Annotated in this window: 12 protein-coding genes; 6 read left to right on the forward strand and 6 right to left on the reverse strand. The window is 60.8% G+C overall.

The genetic code is table 11. The features are described 5' to 3' along the window. The first annotated feature begins 2,063 nt into the window (after window positions 1-2,063). From HFX_RS14755 to HFX_RS14765, 3 genes are read left to right on the forward strand one after another with little or no spacing between them, the layout of a single operon-like run. A complete protein-coding gene (locus HFX_RS14755) occupies window positions 2,064-4,577 on the forward strand; it encodes a DNA primase family protein (protein ID WP_004058898.1) in 2,514 nt (837 codons plus the stop codon). Beyond that, on the forward strand, window positions 4,577-4,810 hold the full coding sequence (locus tag HFX_RS14760; RefSeq protein ID WP_004058896.1) for a hypothetical protein: 234 nt from the start codon (window positions 4,577-4,579) through the stop codon (window positions 4,808-4,810). Before HFX_RS14755 ends, HFX_RS14760 begins: the two co-directional genes overlap by 1 nt. Further along, window positions 4,810-5,319, forward strand: coding sequence for a hypothetical protein (locus HFX_RS14765; protein WP_004058893.1), 510 nt, complete (start codon window positions 4,810-4,812; stop codon window positions 5,317-5,319). Before HFX_RS14760 ends, HFX_RS14765 begins: the two co-directional genes overlap by 1 nt. A gap of 701 nt (window positions 5,320-6,020) precedes the next feature. Here the strand turns inward: HFX_RS14765 and fer are convergent. The 5 genes from fer to HFX_RS14790 all read right to left on the reverse strand — a co-directional run bounded on the left by fer (window position 6,021) and on the right by HFX_RS14790 (window position 11,968). Continuing rightward, window positions 6,021-6,410 (reverse strand): ferredoxin Fer, encoded by a 390-nt coding sequence (fer, locus tag HFX_RS14770; RefSeq protein WP_004058891.1) that lies wholly within the window; start codon window positions 6,408-6,410, stop codon window positions 6,021-6,023. Window positions 6,411-6,584: 174 nt separating this feature from the next. Next, window positions 6,585-7,706 (reverse strand): inorganic phosphate transporter, encoded by a 1,122-nt coding sequence (locus HFX_RS14775; protein ID WP_179955365.1) that lies wholly within the window; start codon window positions 7,704-7,706, stop codon window positions 6,585-6,587. Window positions 7,707-7,894: 188 nt separating this feature from the next. Then, window positions 7,895-9,241: an O-acetylhomoserine aminocarboxypropyltransferase/cysteine synthase family protein gene (locus HFX_RS14780; RefSeq protein ID WP_004058888.1), complete on the reverse strand. Its 1,347-nt coding sequence runs from the start codon at window positions 9,239-9,241 to the stop codon at window positions 7,895-7,897. 133 nt (window positions 9,242-9,374) lie between these two features. Continuing rightward, a complete protein-coding gene (gene metX, locus HFX_RS14785) occupies window positions 9,375-10,622 on the reverse strand; it encodes a homoserine O-acetyltransferase MetX (protein WP_004058886.1) in 1,248 nt (415 codons plus the stop codon). Then, window positions 10,619-11,968, reverse strand: a complete 1,350-nt coding sequence (locus HFX_RS14790; protein WP_004058883.1) for an O-acetylhomoserine aminocarboxypropyltransferase/cysteine synthase family protein — start codon at window positions 11,966-11,968, stop codon at window positions 10,619-10,621. The genes metX and HFX_RS14790 overlap by 4 nt, the downstream gene beginning before the upstream one ends. Window positions 11,969-12,180: 212 nt before the next feature. Between HFX_RS14790 and HFX_RS14795 the strand changes: the two genes are divergently transcribed. Both HFX_RS14795 and HFX_RS14800 read left to right on the forward strand, forming a co-directional pair. Continuing rightward, on the forward strand, window positions 12,181-12,834 hold the full coding sequence (locus HFX_RS14795) for a helix-turn-helix domain-containing protein (protein ID WP_004058881.1): 654 nt from the start codon (window positions 12,181-12,183) through the stop codon (window positions 12,832-12,834). A 66-nt stretch (window positions 12,835-12,900) separates the two neighbouring features. Next, the gene (locus HFX_RS14800; RefSeq protein ID WP_004058879.1) at window positions 12,901-14,253 is read left to right on the forward strand and encodes a cytochrome P450; all 1,353 of its coding nucleotides are present in this window, start codon (window positions 12,901-12,903) and stop codon (window positions 14,251-14,253) included. 238 nt (window positions 14,254-14,491) lie between these two features. Here the strand turns inward: HFX_RS14800 and HFX_RS14805 are convergent, their stop codons facing one another. Continuing rightward, window positions 14,492-15,670 (reverse strand): pyridoxal-phosphate-dependent aminotransferase family protein, encoded by a 1,179-nt coding sequence (locus tag HFX_RS14805; protein WP_004058877.1) that lies wholly within the window; start codon window positions 15,668-15,670, stop codon window positions 14,492-14,494. A gap of 144 nt (window positions 15,671-15,814) precedes the next feature. Here HFX_RS14805 and ligA point away from each other — a divergent pair, with 144 nt between their 5' ends. Beyond that, window positions 15,815-17,914, forward strand: a complete 2,100-nt coding sequence (gene ligA, locus HFX_RS14810) for an NAD-dependent DNA ligase LigA (protein WP_004058868.1) — start codon at window positions 15,815-15,817, stop codon at window positions 17,912-17,914. Window positions 17,915-17,918: the final 4 nt, after the last annotated feature.

Raw genomic sequence — 17,918 nt, forward strand, 5'->3', positions numbered from 1 at the left:
GATACAGCGTGCTGGCCGGCGTTCGCGTTCCGTGATCGCTTCGAGCACTTCCCCCAGGCCGATATTATTATTTTGACCAGTCATTTATTTAACCAGTATGCTGTGGTACGTTTTTGTTGGGGTAAAGGGTAACGCCGGGATGCGAGCGACAACCACTGAGACGCGAGAATTATAAGAAACAGCTGTCTCGAAAAGTCGGTCCTGTGGGAGGGAGAGGAACCAGGCGCCGACCCACACGATGCCAGGCGAGCAGTGTCGACGTCGATCCCTGTCGATATGGTCCGTGGTTTGCTAGAATAAGCGTTGGCACCAGCGAGTGTCAGTCATGAAACGAGGTGTGCGGAACAAATCGACGGTGGGGTGGGTAAACCAAGAGACAGAGGAAGGGTTGGAGACTCTTGTTTAAGTAGGTGGGTTCCGGTTGTCAGTGATGAAACGACGACTCAGTCGTGAAATGAGGTCCAGGGCCTCAAAACCTAAATCGATGGACGCGGCGGGTACAGTGATGAAGCGAGGTGTGCGGGGTCCGATTTCATTTCGAAGGAGGGGTCTTCATTTCGACAACGGTGTCTCGCCTCCACAGTGATGAAGCGAGGTGTGTAAAGAACAAATCGACGGTAGGCTGGCTCCAGTACAGATGAAGCTCGTGAAGCAGTGCTCTCGTGAAAAATAAGGGGTGGGGCCCGATTTCATTTCGAAGGGGGAGTCTTCATTTCGACGACGGTGTGTGGTGTCTACAGTCATGAAACGAAGTGTGCGGACCAGATAGCCGTCTAGACGACTACTCGGATGCGCGAATAGACACCCGCAGTGATGAAACGAGGTGTGCACTGATCGAGATCGACGTCGACCGAACTCTAACAACCGAGAGAAACGAGAAAACCGAGATTGGCACGCGTGAAGTGCCGAGTGTATGGAGGCGTGCCCAAATGGGCTCCCGAAAACGACCCTCAGCCCGGGGTCGAACAAATTCTGATGTACCTCATGTTACGAATGTCGATTTGAGGGCATATTGCACGCCAGCGCCCTCATCCAAAGGCATGTGAGGGTTAGGTGTCGATAGCATTAAACATAACACCGTTTGGTTCAGAGAAATAGTCACCGTCCCCGACTCACAGTAGCCGGGACCGGGGCATCCCCCAACCCTATTCCCCCAAATCTGGTACCCCTTTCTCTCTTCGTGTCGACGTGGCCGACGCCCAGCCCGAGGGAGCAATTTCTCCCCCTTCCACCCCCAGAGAGTTCTCAAGGACCGACAGAGAACCGCCACCGCGATGCCTGTGTGTCGAGAACAGTGCGACGCTGGACGGGCTGGACGGGCTTGGACGGGCATCGAAGAAATATCCCGTCCGGCATATTACGAGGGTTTGAACGGTGTTAGAGGCTCGTTCTTGAGTTTGTGGACGGGCAGACGGGCTATTGGTTCTAACTTTTATTGGCTAAGGTCTGGGTGGTTATGGGGAGTAGAGGCTACAGAATAATTGTTGAGAGATTTTGCCCGTCCGCTAGTCCGCCCTCTAAGAATCGAAGGCTGGAGCCTCGCAGCTTCCGAATTGCTGTCCGGACGGGGTACGGGAGGTGCCCGTCCTGGCCGTCCGGGTCCCGGTCGACGTCGATCCGTAGGTGGTTGCGAGGTGGCGGTTGCTCGGTGGGCTGGGTCTTCGTGAAAAGGGTGCGGGGTGACAAGGTCCCGCGGCGAGTGATCTGGACCGGAAGACTGGTTGTCTTCTACTGTACGAAGGTGCTCAGACTGTTTAAGTGTTGTCGCTATATGGGCTCCAAAGGACAAATCTGTGCACTATCGTATAATATTGGTGCTTATAGTATAGGAATGGGCAGAGTGACAAGCTCTGCCCGTCGGTGCGATTGAGTATTCCGATTTCGTTGATCTGGATCGCAACGCTCGGATTTTCTGGGGGTCACACCGTCCCCGTGTCTGTTCAGTCGAGTCCTTACCACTTAAATTTTTCCACACTCCCCAAATGCTTAAATAACCACCTTCCATACCAACTGGTACGACAGTCCGCGGTGCCGACACATCGTGGCTGATCTGGATCGCAACCATGCGTAAGCAGCCCTCTATCGGAGACGACGTCTCCGAGCACGAACAAGAAGCATCGACGCCAACCAACAACAGCGGTAAGAAACTCGTCACAGACGGCAGTGGCTGGGACAGCGACGTTTCCTTCGGTGACGAAGACGGGGATGAGGATTTCACTGACGAATTCGCTCCCGACAACTCCGATTCGGAAATTGAATCGGAGACAGATGACGATACTGGCGGTAGTGCTCTGGACTCGGTTGACGACCCGAACGAGTACAAGTTCGATTCCGACAGAGAGTCTGAGTCCGAGTCTTCGGAGCCCGATACCCAGACAGAGAGTGAATCAGAATCGAAGACCGAGACTCCCGAGTCGGAACCTGAGTCCGGGCCAGAACAAGAGCCGGTACCAGAGCAAGAGTCCGACGACACGGCATCCACCGAGGCCGACAACGAGGACCTGACTGGCTTTGCGGACTTCATGACGGGGAACGAGATTGAGATGGTGAAACTGGCAGAGAATCTGCAAAGCGTCGTGAGCATGTGGAAGAGCAGGGATTACGACACCGGCGAAACACAGTCAAAAGTGGCGCAGTTTCTGGATTGGCAGTTCTCGTTCGCTCACCCGCGAGAGAACGTTGATGGAATGCGCCCGACCCTCCACGTCTACAACCCAGACACCGGGATGTATGAACCGAACGGGAAGGAGTTCGTCGGCGAGATGCTCCAAGAGATCATCCCCGATTGGTTGAACAAGACTCGTCTGGGCGAAATTCGCGCTCACCTGAAGCGTGCGAACTACGTCAGCGAAGACGACATCGGTGGTAACAAACACGAGGTCCTCGGAACAACCAAAATCGTCAACTGGGAGACAGGACAAGCCCGCGACTTCAGCCCGGACGACATCTTCCTCACTCGCGTCGAGATGCCGTGGTACGGCCTTGACGAAGAGGCAACGGAGTGGGAGGAGTTCATCTCGGATCTCGTTCCCGAGAGTGATGTCTCGACGATGTTCCACTTCCTCGCTCACGCGATGGTCGATGCCTATCCGGACGAGAAGGGCTTCGTGTTCGCGAACGACGGTGGTGGTGGGAAATCGACGTTCTTCGAGGCGACCGAGGGAGCGATTGGTGACGACAACGTGTCGAACGAGACACTCCGAGCGCTGTCGTCCACATCAGATCAGTACTCGGAAGCGGAACTGTACGGGAAGCGTCTGAACATTTCACCGGAGCTGCCGGCTGAGCGGCTGAGCTCTATGGAGATGTTCAAGCGGCTCACAGGCGGTGACCGCATCAGTGCGCGGTTCCCCTATGAGGGGAAGTTCCAGTTCCGTAACGCTGCGACGCAGGCAATCGTAACGAACCACATCCCCGATATCGCCGAGGACAAGGACGCTATCTGGCGGCGCTTGGTGCTGATCACCTTCCCGAACAACTTCGAGGACGGTGAGATGGCCGACAAGCGCCGGTCCAAGGCGGACATCATGAACGAGCTGCACAGTGACGATGCTCTGGCTGGGCTGTTCGCACGGCTCGTTCGGCATACTATGCAGGCGACTGAGGAAGATGGTGAGTGGTTTCCGGACATCAAGCCGATGTGGGAGCGTCGTGAGCAGCTGAAGAAGGGCGCGGACCCGATGTTTTCGTGGGCGAAAGCTTGTCTCGTGGAGAACTCTGAGGGTCGCGTTACGCTGGACGAAGCGCAGGAATCGTTCCGTCGGTACGCCAACCAGGAAGGTCTTTCACCGGGTATCGAGGCGCGCGATAAAAACGAGGCACGTCAGAAATTCGGGACGAAGCTTCTGGGGTACAAGGACTTCGATATCGAGTCCGACCGGAAGCGCATTAACGGGAAGAAAACCCGGGTATATGAGGGCGTTGCCCTGTCGGCACGCGGCCTTGAGTCCCTGACGAAGGATCGTCCGGGTGAGAAGATCTTGTCGAGTATCGAGAGTCAGGCTCGGGACGAGGATGATGAGCCGGCTGATTCGGATGAGTCCGATTTGGACGCTGGGAAGCGTTGTGGCGCGGAGGTCGTCGTCACGAGTACCATCAATCGCCTGAACGACAAGAACTCGTCAGCAGCCGAATACAGAGCGATTATCGAGCACTGCAAGGAGCACCACAAACTGTCGGTCGAGATCGTCGATGCGATTGGTTCGCTCGAAGAGCGCGGTGCCATTGTCGAAGACGAGGATGGTGTCTATCGTGTTGTCGATGATGTCGACGAGGATTCTGGCGACGATGAGAACGACGATGGTGATAGTGGTGCGGTGTCGGACGAAGAACGCCGTACTGTTGTCTGTGCAGTCCGGGACGCACAGAGTCACGAGTACGACTCGGTGCAGAAGTCGAGTGTGGCCGGGCGCCTCTCTCGGAACGGGTCCGACATGAACCTCAAACGGCTCGAAGCAGTCCTCGAAGATCTCGATTCCGACGGTTATGTCGTGCTGGGCGAAGGCCAAGCTGGTTTCGGTGAGACGATTGCACTTGTCGATACAGCGTTTGATCTGCTTGAGGGGGTCGATGCCTGATGTCGAGCGAGTCGGAAATCGCAACAGAGTCGGTTCTTGAGTATCACGCGAAGCTTGAAGGTGTCGAACCGGAGACGATCATCCGGCATGCGCGTCGGGATGGGATCATCACATCCGTTGAATCGGTCCAGAAGTGGAATGGAGTGTTGCGTCGCTACGAGCTGGCTGGTTCGCTGGCGGAGTTCCGAGTGTATGCTGAACGGCTTGGGTGTCGTCTTAGAGGTGGCGAGTGATGTCGGTCGAACCTGACATCGATGAGCTGTGGTACCATCAGATGGGCCTTGCAGAGGGCATCACGCACCTCATCGAAGACGAGTTCCTGGGAGACGATGGATGGTGGCGGAAGATGCAGATAAATGGGATCGAGTCTCCGGGGTGTTGCGTGCACTGCGAGGGCTATCCGGAGTACAAGCAGGGCGCGACTGTGTGTGAGGCCTGCCGCGAGCATACGCTCGCTCTGACGTGGAGCGAGGCGACGTACCTCAAGGAGACGCTGGCAGCCAACACGATCGCTGAACCTGCCTTCCGGCAGATGTGCGTCCGGTGCCACGACTCCTGGGAAGTATATCCTGAGGATGAGGATGGCCGACGACTGGTCCATAACATCTACCTGAGCGACGATCAAGTTCAGATGTTGTATTATCGTGCTTGCCGGGCTGCGAAGCGCGGATCGATTCGGAACGAGCAGGCGGAAAGGGTGCGTGATGAGCTTCAAGCGTTAATGAACCGCCTTCAGGGCTGAGTACTAGCCGGCCACCACCCACTTATCAATTTTCTTACTATGGTTTTCGAGAGATTGACGTTGACACATCATCAGCCCCTACACCCCTTCGCTTCCAGTCTAAAGTGTCTCTTCCAGTGTCGATGGTGGGGGGTACCTTGGTATCGATTCGACTATCATTCGGAGCAAATGAAGCGATTATTTCTCGTTCCACCGGGCGAAGCTCGGAATAATTGCTTAACTGGTGGTATACGAAAAACGCACACGAAAGTAGCGCGAAAACGGCAGTTCTCGGCTAGCACTCGCCGATACACCATATATTCGCGTTTCACGCACACTCACCCCCTCGCACTATCGTAAACAGGGGTCTCAGGACCGTACTCGTCGTGAACTGCCGACCAGGTTATAAGGTTTTGATTGAAAGAGTTCTGACATTCTCTGCGACTGTGGATTCCGAAAAGGCAGAAAAGAGATCGTGGAGCGTTGCGAGAGTCGGTTGAGGAGTAATTCGTATCGACGTACACCCCGGTTTCGAGGCTCGGACATTGCTCTGCACCTCGGTTGTTGTTGACCTTGGTACAGCCCAAAGAATCTGATGCCAATCACACTCGATAGACGTAACTCCCCGAATTTGGGAGTACTACGGACTGAGTCGCATAAAATGGTGGGAGATTACGTGCGAGACGGAACTCGTTGTGGCCACAATGTGGCCCGGTTATTTTCTAGATGACGCGGTTCTGCAGGTAGTCGAGGTGCTTCGCGTTGTAAACAATCTTGACCTCGTCAGCGACTGGCGAACCGATGCAGGTGAGACGGACGTTCTTGTCGTTGACTTCCTCGTCGGAGAGGATCTGCTGCATGTCCATCTCGATTTCGCCTTCCTTCAGGATGGAAGCACAGTTCGCACAGGCACCTGCGCGGCAGCTGAAGGGCCAGTCGTAGCCCTGCGCCTCGGCGGCTTCCAGGATGTACTCGCCCTGGTTGACCTCCATCTCACCGTAGTCTTCGGCGTCGAGACCGGCGTCAGCAGCCTTCTCGAAGAGGTCGTCGTCGTCGAGGTCCCAGCCTTGGTCATCAAGAGCTTCGTAGTTGAGGTAGGTTACCGTGGGCATCAACAAGCGATTCGGAGGCCACCCCATTAGACTTTGCTGTTCCGTGCGCCGATTTAGCCTACATGACGGCAATTATCACAGATAACGGGTGACATATGACACGTTTTCGGAAGGTTGCTGGCAACAGATAGTCGGCGATAGAAAGCTGGCAGCGAACGTCTGACGGCGGTATTTCTAGATAACGCCCGAAGAGAACAGCGCGTACGAAGTAATCGCTGAGAGCGAAGGCGTAAGCATCCAGAAGAAGATGACGCGCCCGGTCGTTCCGGGGTCGAACAGGTCCTGTGCGGAGAGTTCGTCGGGTGCTTCTTCGCCCATCTTCGGAACCTCGTCTTCGCGTTCGGCGGCGAGCGCGTTGACTGATACCTGCGGCGATTCACTGCCACTCAGTGCCTCACCGAGGGTGACAGTCCGGGTTGCACGGCCCCAACCGAGTCCGACGATGCACATGGTGGCGCTCACTGCGAGACTCGCCGGGATGCCGATTGCGGAGAGAAACGAGATGAGTGATGCACTCACTGTTTCGACGATAAGCGCCGCGAGGATAGGCAGTTGGGTGAGGTCGTTGCCGACGGTGTCGAGCGTCCGTCGGGCGATAGTGAACGCACCGAGTCCGATTGCACCGCCAGCGAGAAGAATTCCCGTGTTCATCTCGACCGAGCCGTTGCCGACGAGCGGGGCAACTGCGTTGGCGACGTTCGAGGCTCCCGCCGAAAACGCCATGTAACAGGCGACAGCGACAACGAGGACGGTACTCCCAAACTCGCGGTGGGTCGTGTTCGGCCCGAGCCGCAACTGTGGAATGCCACCGTTTCGGTCGAGTTCCACGAGCGGGCCGGGACTCCGGTCGAGTTTGAGCCACGCGTCGAGGTAGGGGTAGACATAGCGACCAATGACCGCACAGACCCAAAAGGCGATGACGGGCGCGACAATCCACCACGAGATGATTTCGAGCATCACGCCGGAGTCGAGCGACCCGTGGGCGAGGCCGAGACCGGCGATAGCCCCCACGGCCGTCATCGACGTGGAAGCCGGGACGCCGAAGGTGTTTGAGACGAGGAGCGCCAGACCGACGAAGAAGAGGACGGTGACGCTCGCCACGAGCGTAAACTCGCTCTGCGGGACGATTTCACCGCCCATCTTGTCGACGACTTCCCGCCCCAAGGTCCACCCGCCGAGCAGGGCGAAGCCCGTCATCAACGCCGCCGCGGGGAGTTTCCCGAGCACGTCGCTCCCGACTGCCGGGCCGAAGGCGACCCCCGTGGACGACCCACCAATGTTGAATCCGACGAACACTGCCACCAGAAGTCCGACGAAGAGGAGTGCTTCTACCACGCAGTCATCTACTGGCCCAGACACAAAAGTGACGGCGGTTGATTGGTGGGGGGTCGCCGGAGAGTCGGGAAGCCATCTGGGAGTTACTGGAAAGCCATCTGGGAGTTACTGGAAAGCCATCTGGGAGTCGTCGAAGAGTCGCCGCGCCCTTAGTTCGACGCCGCGCGGATAGCCTGGTCGAGGTCGGCGATAATATCGTCAACGTCCTCGATTCCGACCGAGAGGCGGACCATATCGGGCGTGACGCCCGCCGCAGTCTGTTCTTCTTCGGTGAGTTGCTGGTGCGTCGTCGACGCGGGGTGGATGACGAGCGTCTTCGCGTCGCCGACGTTGGCGAGGAGCGACGCGAGTTCGACGTTGTTGACAGTGCCTTTCGCGGCCTCGTAGCCGTCGGCGAGGCCGAAGGTAATCATACCACCGTACCCACCGGCGGACGTTCCGCCCGCCGAGGTGCCACTCACACTGCTCGCGGCACCCCCGTCGAGATATTTCGAGGCTGCCTCGTGGGTCTCGTGGGATTCGAGACCGGGGTAGTTTACCCACGACACCTTCTCGTGGTCGTCTAAGAACTCCGCGACGGCCTGGGCATTCTCGCAGTGTGCGCGCATCCGAAGCGGGAGCGATTCGAGCTTTTCGAGCGTCTGCCACGCGTCGAACGGCGACTGGGAGTTACCGAGGTCGCGCAGGCCACGGGCGATGGCCGCGTAGGTGAACGCGGCGTCGCCGAACGTCTCCGAGAAGTTGACGCCGTGGTACGCCGGGTTCGGCTTGGCAATCTCGGGGTAGTCGTCGGCGTATTCGTCCCACGGGAAGGTGCCGCCGTCGACGAGAACCCCGCCGATGGTCGTTCCGGCACCGTGAATCCATTTCGTCGTGGACTGCCAGACGAGGTCTGCGCCGTGTTCGATGGGGTTGCACAGGTAGGGCGTCGCGAACGTGTTGTCCACGAAAAGCGGCGTTCCGTGGTTGTGAGCCACCTCGGCGATAGCCTCGATGTCGGGTGTCACGAGCGCCGGATTGCCGATGGTTTCGAGGTGGACGAAGGCGGTGTCCTCGTCGATGGCTTCCTCGTAGGCGTCCACGTCGAGCGTGTCGACGAAACGAGTCGTGACGCCCCGGCGCTCGACGGTATGCGTGAGGTACGTGTAGGTTCCGCCGTAGAGCGAGGAGGCCGAGACGATGTTGTCACCCGCGGAGGCAAGCAGAAAGTTTGCGAGGTCGAACGCGGCCATGCCGGACGAGGTGGCGACCGCGCCCACGCCGCCTTCGAGCGAAGCGAGGCGTTCCTGCAGCATCCCGACCGTCGGGTTCATCAGGCGGGAGTAGATGTGGCCGGGTTTTTCGAGGGCGAACTGCGCCGCAGCGTCGGCGGCATCATCGAAGACGTACGACGTAGTCTGATACAGTGGTGGTGCGCGAGCGCCGGTATCGGGGTCGGGGTCCTGTCCGGCGTGCAGGCTCCGGGTGCTGAACCCGGGCGTGTCATCGTCACTCATGTATCGACCGTCGGCAGGGACCGGCCTAAATCGAGGTGTCGCTTGCAATTCCCGCCGGTGTCTGGGATTGTGTGGCACGCATGGCTCTCGGCTGCAGTCGGGATTGTGCACCCCTCACCGTGTCTCCCGTCGGTTACCGACTGAACAGTGACGAATGAACCGGCGCGAAATCCGCCTCTAACTCGGATTCGCCGCCATCAGTCGCTGTGTCAGTCACGGCCCGACCCGCGACGCCTTCGGCGACGAAGTCTTCGAGCGGCGGGCCGACCTTCTCGGGTTCGACGAGGAAGGCGTCGTGGCCGTGGTCGGACTCGATAATGTGGTGCGCGACCGGGACACCGACACGCCGGAATTCACCTGCTAGCGCCTCTGACTGTTCGGTCGTGAAATGCCAGTCGCCGGTGAACGAGACGAGGAGTGCCTCGCCTTCGTACGCGGCAAGCGCAGCAGCGTCCGACTCGTACCCTTCCGAGAGGTCGAAGTCGTCCATGGCTCGCGTGAGGTAGAGATACGAGTTAGCGTCGAACCGCTCCGTGAACTTCTCGGCCTGGTAGTCGAGGTACGACTCGACCTCGCGGTAGGGGAAGAACGCCGCGGCCGAGTCCGCCGGGTAGGCGTCGCCGCGGCCGCCGCGTCCCGCAGACCGCCGGCCGAACTTCCTGTCCATCGAGTCCTTCGAGAGGTACATCAGGTGGCCGATTTGCCGGGCGAGTCCGAGGCCCGCGTCGGGCGACGGGCGGTCCTCGCCGTAGTAGTCGCCGCCGTTCCAGTTCGGGTCGGTCGTGATGGCGCGCCGAGCGACAGCATCGAGACCGAGACACTGCGGGTCGAGGCGCGCCGCGGACGCGACGACGACGATGCGCTCTACGTCGTCGGGATACTGGACGGCCCAATCGAGGGCGTTCATCCCGCCGACTGACCCGCCGACGACGGCGTGGAGTCGGCCGACGCCGAGGGAGTCGAGCAGTCGCCGCTGGGCGTGGGTCCAATCCGTGACGGTGACTGGCGGGAAGTCCGTCCCCCACGGTTCGCCGTCGGGACCCTCGCTCGCCGGGCCGCTGGTACCGTAACACGACCCCGGAACGTTCACGCAGACGACGTAGTACTCGTTCGTGTCGATGGCCTTGCCCGGCCCGACGATGTCGGACCACCACGCGCGTGCCTGTCCGGAGACGCCCGATTCGGTTCCGTGGCCCGCGACGTGTTGGCTGCCGGTGAGACCGTGGCAGACGACGACCGCGTTTTCGCCCGTGAACTCGCCGTAGGCCTCGTAGGCCACGTGCAGATTAGGAATGTATTCGCCCGACTCGAACTGGTGTTCGCCGAGGTCGATAACTCCCGATTCGACCTGTCGCCCAACTGGCGTCCGTGTTCGACTCATTGGTCCTCCCCTTCGTCGTCCGCCGCACCATCGTCCACAACCCCATCCTGCGCCTGCTGGTTCAGTGCGCACTCGATTGCCTGGTCGAGGTCGGCGATGATGTCGTCGGCGTCCTCGATACCGACCGAGAGGCGGAGCATGTCGGGTGCGACACCCGCAGCGCGCTGTTCGTCAATCGAGAGCTGGGCGTGGGTCGTCGATGCCGGGTGAATGAGGACCGTCTTCGCGTCGCCGATATTGGCGAGGAAGCTCACGAGGTCGACCGACTCGCAGACGGTCTTTGCGGCTCCGTAGGCTGCCTCGTCGTCCTCGCCGTCGAGACCGAACGTGAGCATGCCCGCGTATCCACCCTCCAAATACCGCGACGCGAGGTCGTGCGTCTCGTGGTCCTCGAATCCGGGGTAGGTGACCCACGCGACGCCCTCGCGGTCCCGAAGGAACTCCGCAACCCGACGGGCGTTCTCGCAGTGGGCTTCCATTCGGAGCGCGAGGGTTTCGACGCCTTGGAGCGTCTGCCACGCATCGAAGGGAGACTGGCAACTACCGGTACTCCGAACTGCACGCTGGCGGACGGCCTCCGCGAAGGCGCGCTCGCCGAATCGCTCGACGAAATCGACGCCGAACGCCGGGTTCGACCCGGAGAGTTCGTCGTAGTCGGCCGCGTCCCACGGGAAGGTCCCGCCGTCGACGACGACGCCGCCGATAGTCGTGCCGGACCCGTGGAGCCACTTCGTCGTGGACTCCCAGACGATGTCAGCACCGTGTTCGATGGGTCGACAAAGCGCGGGTGTCGCGAACGTGTTGTCTACGACGAGCGGAACACGGTTGTCGTGGGCGACTTCGGCGATGGCTTCGAAATCCGGCGTCTTGAGCGACGGATTCGCCACCGTCTCGACGTGGACGAACGCGGTGTCCCCGTCGATGGCGTCGGCGTAGGCGTCGATATCCAGCGTTTCGACGGTCCGGGCCTCGATACCGCGCCGAGGAGTCGTCTTCGAGAAGTACGAGGCCGTCCCGCCGTACATGTCTTCGGAGAGCACGACGTTGTCGCCGACGGACGCGAGAACGGTCGTGATAGCGTCGATAGCGGCCATTCCCGAGGCGGTGGCAACCGCATCGACACCCGCTTCGAGGGCGGCGAGTCGGTGTTCGAGGATACGAGTCGTCGGGTTCGAGATACGGGAGTACACGTCACCATCGGCTTCGAGGGCGTACAGGTCCGCGGCGTGGTCTGCGTCCTCGAAGACGTACGACGTAGTCTGGTAGAGTGGCGGGGCGCGGGCCCCTGTCGCCGGGTCGGGGTCCTGCCCGGCGTGGAGACCGCGAGTGCGGAAACCTCTGGTCATGTACGTGGTGCATAATTCTGTACAGATGAATAACCGTCAGTTACGGCAAGCGTTGCCCACGTCAGGATTTCAGCCGAATCGAGAGCGTATTTGGAACATTGTCACCTGAATAGAATGTATTTAAAAATAACACACATTATGAGAGTTTATTCAGGACATTGTCTATTTCCGGACAGTAAATTGCATACGCTCGCGCGCATGAGTGCAGTTATATGAAGTGTCTCCGGGCTCACTTCGACAACGAAGAAAACCCGTTCGGGAGCCCCTACGACCTGTTTACCGTCGATGGCCAGCGGCCGTGCGGCGAGTTGCGCGACCTCCGTCTCCGGCCCGACGGAACTGTCGTCGAGCTGTGTATTCTCGAGAACGCACCACCGGATATCGAGTCTCGACTCGATGAACACCCCGATATCGTCGATTTCGACGTTGGGGAAACTTCCGATGGTGGCGTCGTGTGCCACGTCCACCTCGTCCCCAACGATGACGTGCGACGGTTGCTCGAACTCGTCGACGAACACGACCTGTTACTCGACACCCCGATTCGACTCACCCACGATGGCGTCGTCGTCAACGTCCTCGGGAATCACACACAGCTCACCGGTGCCGTCTCGTCACTGCCGGAATCCTTCACGGACGCCTTCTGCGTCGAGGGACTTTCGGACTACGAACCGGTGCGAAATGGCGTGCGCGCCGAGCTCACCCACCGCCAGCGAGAGGTCCTCGAAACCGCCGTCGAAAGCGGTTACTACGACATTCCGCGGCAGATTTCTATCGAAGAACTCGCCACCGAACTCGAGTGTTCGCCGAGTACCGTCTCCGAACATCTCCGCAAGGTGGAATCGAGAGTACTGACCCAACTTAGGTAGCCACTATATAAAGGGCCGGCGGGCATCGGCAGCAACCCCATTCGGGAGTAGCCCGTACCAATAAGTATGTCAGAAGCACCGCAGAAACGCCGCGAACAACCCCCAGGCCCGTCTGGCGTGCCAGTGGTACAGAACACGTTCCAGTACGCGGACGACCCGCTCGAGTTCATCACCGATGTCGCCCGTGAACACGGTCCGGTCGCCGAATACGACATCGGCGGTATTTCGTTCTATCAGGTGAGCGACCCCGAACTCGCCGAACACGTCCTCGTTCAGGAGAACCAGCGGTACATCAAGGGCGAACTCTTCCAGGATTCGCTCGGGACGGTGCTCGGCGAAGGTCTTCTCACCAGCGAAGGCGAGTTCTGGCGGCAGCAGCGCCACCTGATGCAGCCGGCGTTCTTCCCGCAGATGCTCAAGCGGTACAGCGAGATAATGGTCGAGTACACGGAACGGATGCTGTCGTCGTGGGAGGACGGCGAGACGCGGGACATCCACGAGGACATGATGAGCCTCACGGTCGAAATCGCCGCCAAGACGCTCTTCGACGTGGACATCCGCGAAGAGGAATCGGCCGTCGGTGACGCGCTCGAAACCGTCATGGACTACTCGTCGACTTCGATGCGTCGCCCCGTCGACGTGCCGCAGTGGGTCCCGACCCCGCGCAACCGCCGGTACAAGCAGGCGCTCGAAGACCTCACCGAGGTCGTCGGCCGCATCGTCGAGGAGCACAGGGAGGGCGAACTCGATCCCGAGTCGAACGACATCGTCTCGCTTCTGTTGACCTTCCGCGACGACGACGGCAACCCGCTTCCGGACAAGCAGATTCGAGACGAGTTGGTCACCATCCTGCTCGCCGGCCACGAGACGACGGCGCTCGCGCTTACCTACACGCTCCACCTCCTCGGCACCAATCCCGAGCAGGCTGACACCCTCCGCGACGAACTCGACAGCGTCCTCGACGGCGACAGTCCCACGTTCACCGACCTCGACGACATGACGTACACCGAGCAGGTCATCACTGAGGGGATGCGCATCTACCCGCCCGTCTGGGAACTCGTCCGCGAAGCCGCCGAACCCGATACCATCGGCGGCTACGACATCGAACCGGGTCAGACGGTGTCGGCCCAGCAGTGGGTCATCCACCGCGACCCCCGGTTCTACGACGACCCGCTCGAGTTCCGCCCGAGTCGGTGGACGAAGGAGTTCAAGCGCGACCTGCCGAAGTTCGCGTACTTCCCGTTCGGTGGCGGTCCGCGCCGCTGTATCGGTGACCGGTTCGCGCTCCTCGAAGCGCGCCTCGCACTCGCGACGATTGCGCAGTCGTGGACCGTCGACCCGACCCACGAACTCGAATTCGACCCCTCGATTACCCTCCGCCCCGAGGGTACCGTCGAGATGGTCGTCAACCGTCGCTAACGCAGCAGTCGCCGCTACTCACACACTCCCCATTCCCAACAATCCCGCACTCACCACTCCCAACAACCCCGCACTCACAATTACCCACTACACAACCACACCACCACTCCCACTACACAATCACTCACTGACTGCGCTCGTCCTCGATAGTCATTGAGGCGGCGGCAGCCTTGTCAACTGTCGCTACGCGTCGGCGGGTTCAGCAAAAATAAAACCTGAGTACCGTTTCGTATCGCGACTATTCTTCGGCGAGTTCGGCTTCCGCGGCTTCGACGCCAGCCTCGACATCGACATCGACGCCCGCGTCGGCCATCGCCTCGCCCACAGTTCGGACCCCGCGCACGATGTGTTCGGGTTCGAGTCCACCCATGTTCGAGACGCGGAAGATTTGCCCGCCGAGGTGGGCCTGCCCGCCGGAGATGCTGACGTTCCGTTCGGTCACGCCGTCGAAGAACTCGTCGGCGTCGTCGCCGTACACTTCTTCGGGGAGCGAAACCGCGGTGAGCGTGTTCGAGAGTTCCGTCTCACCCTCCGGGTTGGCGAAGAGTTCGAGACCCATCGCCTGAAAGCCCGCGCGGAACGCGGCGGACTGCTGGCGGTGACGCTCGATACGCGTCGGCATCGTCTCTTCGGCGATGTCTTCGACCGCGACGGCGAGCGCTCGAAAGAGCGGGACGGCACTCGTAAAGGGCGTCTGGTGCTGTTCGGCCTTCCGGAGGTGCCAGTCGAGGTCCTCGTAGAACGGCGCGGCCTCACCGTCGATTCGGTCTTTCACGCGCTCTGTGACGTACATCGCGCTGACCCCCGGCGGCGCGGCGAGCGCCTTCTGGGAGTCGGTGATGGCGATGTCGACGTTCCAGTCGTCGATTTTGAACTCGTCGCCGCCGATGGACGTGACGCCGTCGACCACGAAGGTGGCGTCGTGGGCCTTAGCGACTTCGCCGACCGCTTCCGCGGGATTGAGGAGACCCGTCGAGGTCTCGTTGTGGACCATCGTGACCACGTCGGTGTCGTCGGTGACGGCTTCCTCGACGGCGTCAACGGGGATGGACTCGCCCCACTCGACTTCGACGCGGGTCACGTCGGCGTAGCGGTCCGCGATGCGGGCGAACCGACGACCGAACTTCCCGTTGACGAGCGAGACGACGTTCCCGCCGTCTCCGACGAGGTTGGCGACGGCGGCTTCCATGCCCATCGTCGCGGTTCCGTTGAAGATGAGAGACGTTCCCTCCTCGGCGGTAGACGCTCCGGAGCGCGTCGAGTTGGTGAAGATGTAGTCCAGAGCGTTCTGTGCACGCTCGTACACCGCTTCGAAGTCGGCCGACCGGTGAGACACCATTGGCTCGGACATCGAGTCGAGCACTTCGTCGGTGACCGGTACCGGACCGGGGTTCAAGAGGAGGAAGTCCTCTGCCATGGTTCGACCTCACGCTCTCCCCTGATAAGGTTCGCGGGTCTCCGCAAAGGATGCCGTTGGTGCGAGTGCTGACACGAGGTACATTGGGTCGGTACCTGCCCCCGGTCGGTGTGTTTACCCCCGGCCAGTTCGACCACACTAACAATGACCAGCGCCGACGTCGACGCCGAGTCGAACCCCTATCTCCGCGACCCGCCGACCGACTTCGAAGACGCCGAAACGCTCTCTCGCGAGGAGGCCGAGTCGCAAGCGGAACTCCTTCGTGAGGCCATCCGCGAACACGACCACCGATACTACGTCGAGGCCGAGCCACTCATCTCCGACGCGGCCTACGACGCGCTCTTCTCCCGACTCGTCGCGCTCGAAGGCACCTTCGACCTCGATACGACGAACAGTCCGACGAGTCGCGTCGGCGGCGAACCCATCGAGGCGCTGGAGACGGTCGAACACGTCGCGCCCATGCTCTCTATCGACCAGAGCACCGACGCGGCCGACCTCCGTGAGTTCGACGAGCGCGTCCGCCGCGAAGTCGGCGACGTAGCCTACGTCTGCGAACCCAAGTTCGACGGTCTCTCTATCGAAATCGTCTACGAAGACGGCGCGTTCGTCCGCGCCGCCACACGCGGCGACGGCCAGCGCGGCGACGACGTGAGCGCGCAGGTGAAGACGATTCCGACGGTTCCGCTCTCGCTCCGCGGCGACTACCCCGACCAACTGGCCGTCCGCGGCGAAGTCTACATGCCGAAACCGGATTTTAGCGACCTCAACGCCAGACGGGTCGAAGCCGGTGAAGACCCCTTCGCCAACCCACGAAACGCGGCGGCCGGAACGCTCCGAAACCTCGACCCCTCGGTCGTTGCCGACCGACCGCTGGCCGTATTCTTCTACGATATTCTCGGGTCGAGCGCCACGCCCGACAGCCAGTGGGAGTCGCTAGACCACCTCCGAGACTGGGGTCTCCGCGTCGCCGACCGAATCGAGCGCGTCGAAGACGTAGAGGGTGCAGTCGACTACCGAAATCGGATGCAGGACGCCCGCGACGACCTCGATTACGAGATAGACGGAACCGTCATCAAGGTGGACTCGCGGGCGGCGCGGGACGAGCTCGGTACCAAGAGCCGGTCGGTCCGCTGGGCGTTCGCTTATAAGTTCCCGGCGCGCCACGAGGTGACGACAATCCGTGATATCGTCGTCCAAGTCGGTCGAACTGGGCGATTGACACCCGTTGCGATTCTCGACCCGGTCGACGTTGGCGGCGTGACCGTCTCACGGGCGACGCTCCACAACCCGGATGAAATCGACGAACTCGGCGTCGCCGTCGACGACCGCGTCCGCATCAAGCGCGCCGGAGACGTGATTCCGCAGGTCGTCGAAGTCGTCGAGGATGCCGGCGGAAGCTACGACTTCCCCGATGAGTGCCCAGTCTGTGGGAGTCAAGTCGACCGCGACGGCCCGCTCGCGTTCTGTTCCGGCGGCCTCTCGTGTCCCGCCCAGCGCGAGGCATCCATCGGCCACTTCGCCATCAAAGGCGCGATGGATATCGACGGACTCGGTGAAGAGCGCGTGTCCCAACTCGTCGAGGCGGGACTCGTCGAGACTGTTGCCGACCTGTACGACCTCACGGTTTCGGACCTCACCGAGTTGGAGAGATGGGGCGAGACGAGCGCCCAGAATCTCGTCGATGCCATCGAGTCGTCGAAAGTGCCGTCGCTCGATTCGTTCCTCGTCGGCCTGAGTATCCCCGAAGTCGGCGAAGCGACCGCTCGTGCCCTCGCCCGGGAGTTCGGGTCGATAGACGGATTCCCCATCGGTGAGGACGTTTCCGCGTCCGACTTCGACGAGTTCGAATCTCGGCTGACGACCGTCGCCGACGTGGGCGAAACGGTCGCGCGTCGCGTCCGCGACTTCTTCGAGAACAAAAACAACCGCGCCGTGATTCGCTCGCTGCTCGACCACGGCGTCGAACCGGAACCCGTCGAAACTGGCGGCGACGAACTCGCCGGGCTGACGTTCGTCGTCACCGGGTCGCTCGCAGTGAGCAGAAGCGCCGTCAGCGAACTCGTGGAGTCACACGGCGGCAACGTCACGGGGTCGGTCTCGGGTAACACCGACTACCTCGTCATCGGCGAGAATCCCGGTCAGTCGAAGCGCGACGACGCCGACGAAAACGACGTGCCGACGCTCACCGAAGCCGAGTTCGAGGAACTGCTCGCGGAGTACGGCGTTTCGTACCCACCGGAGTGAGAGC

The organism is Haloferax mediterranei ATCC 33500 (assembly GCF_000306765.2).
Classification (GTDB): Archaea; Halobacteriota; Halobacteria; order Halobacteriales; family Haloferacaceae; genus Haloferax; species Haloferax mediterranei.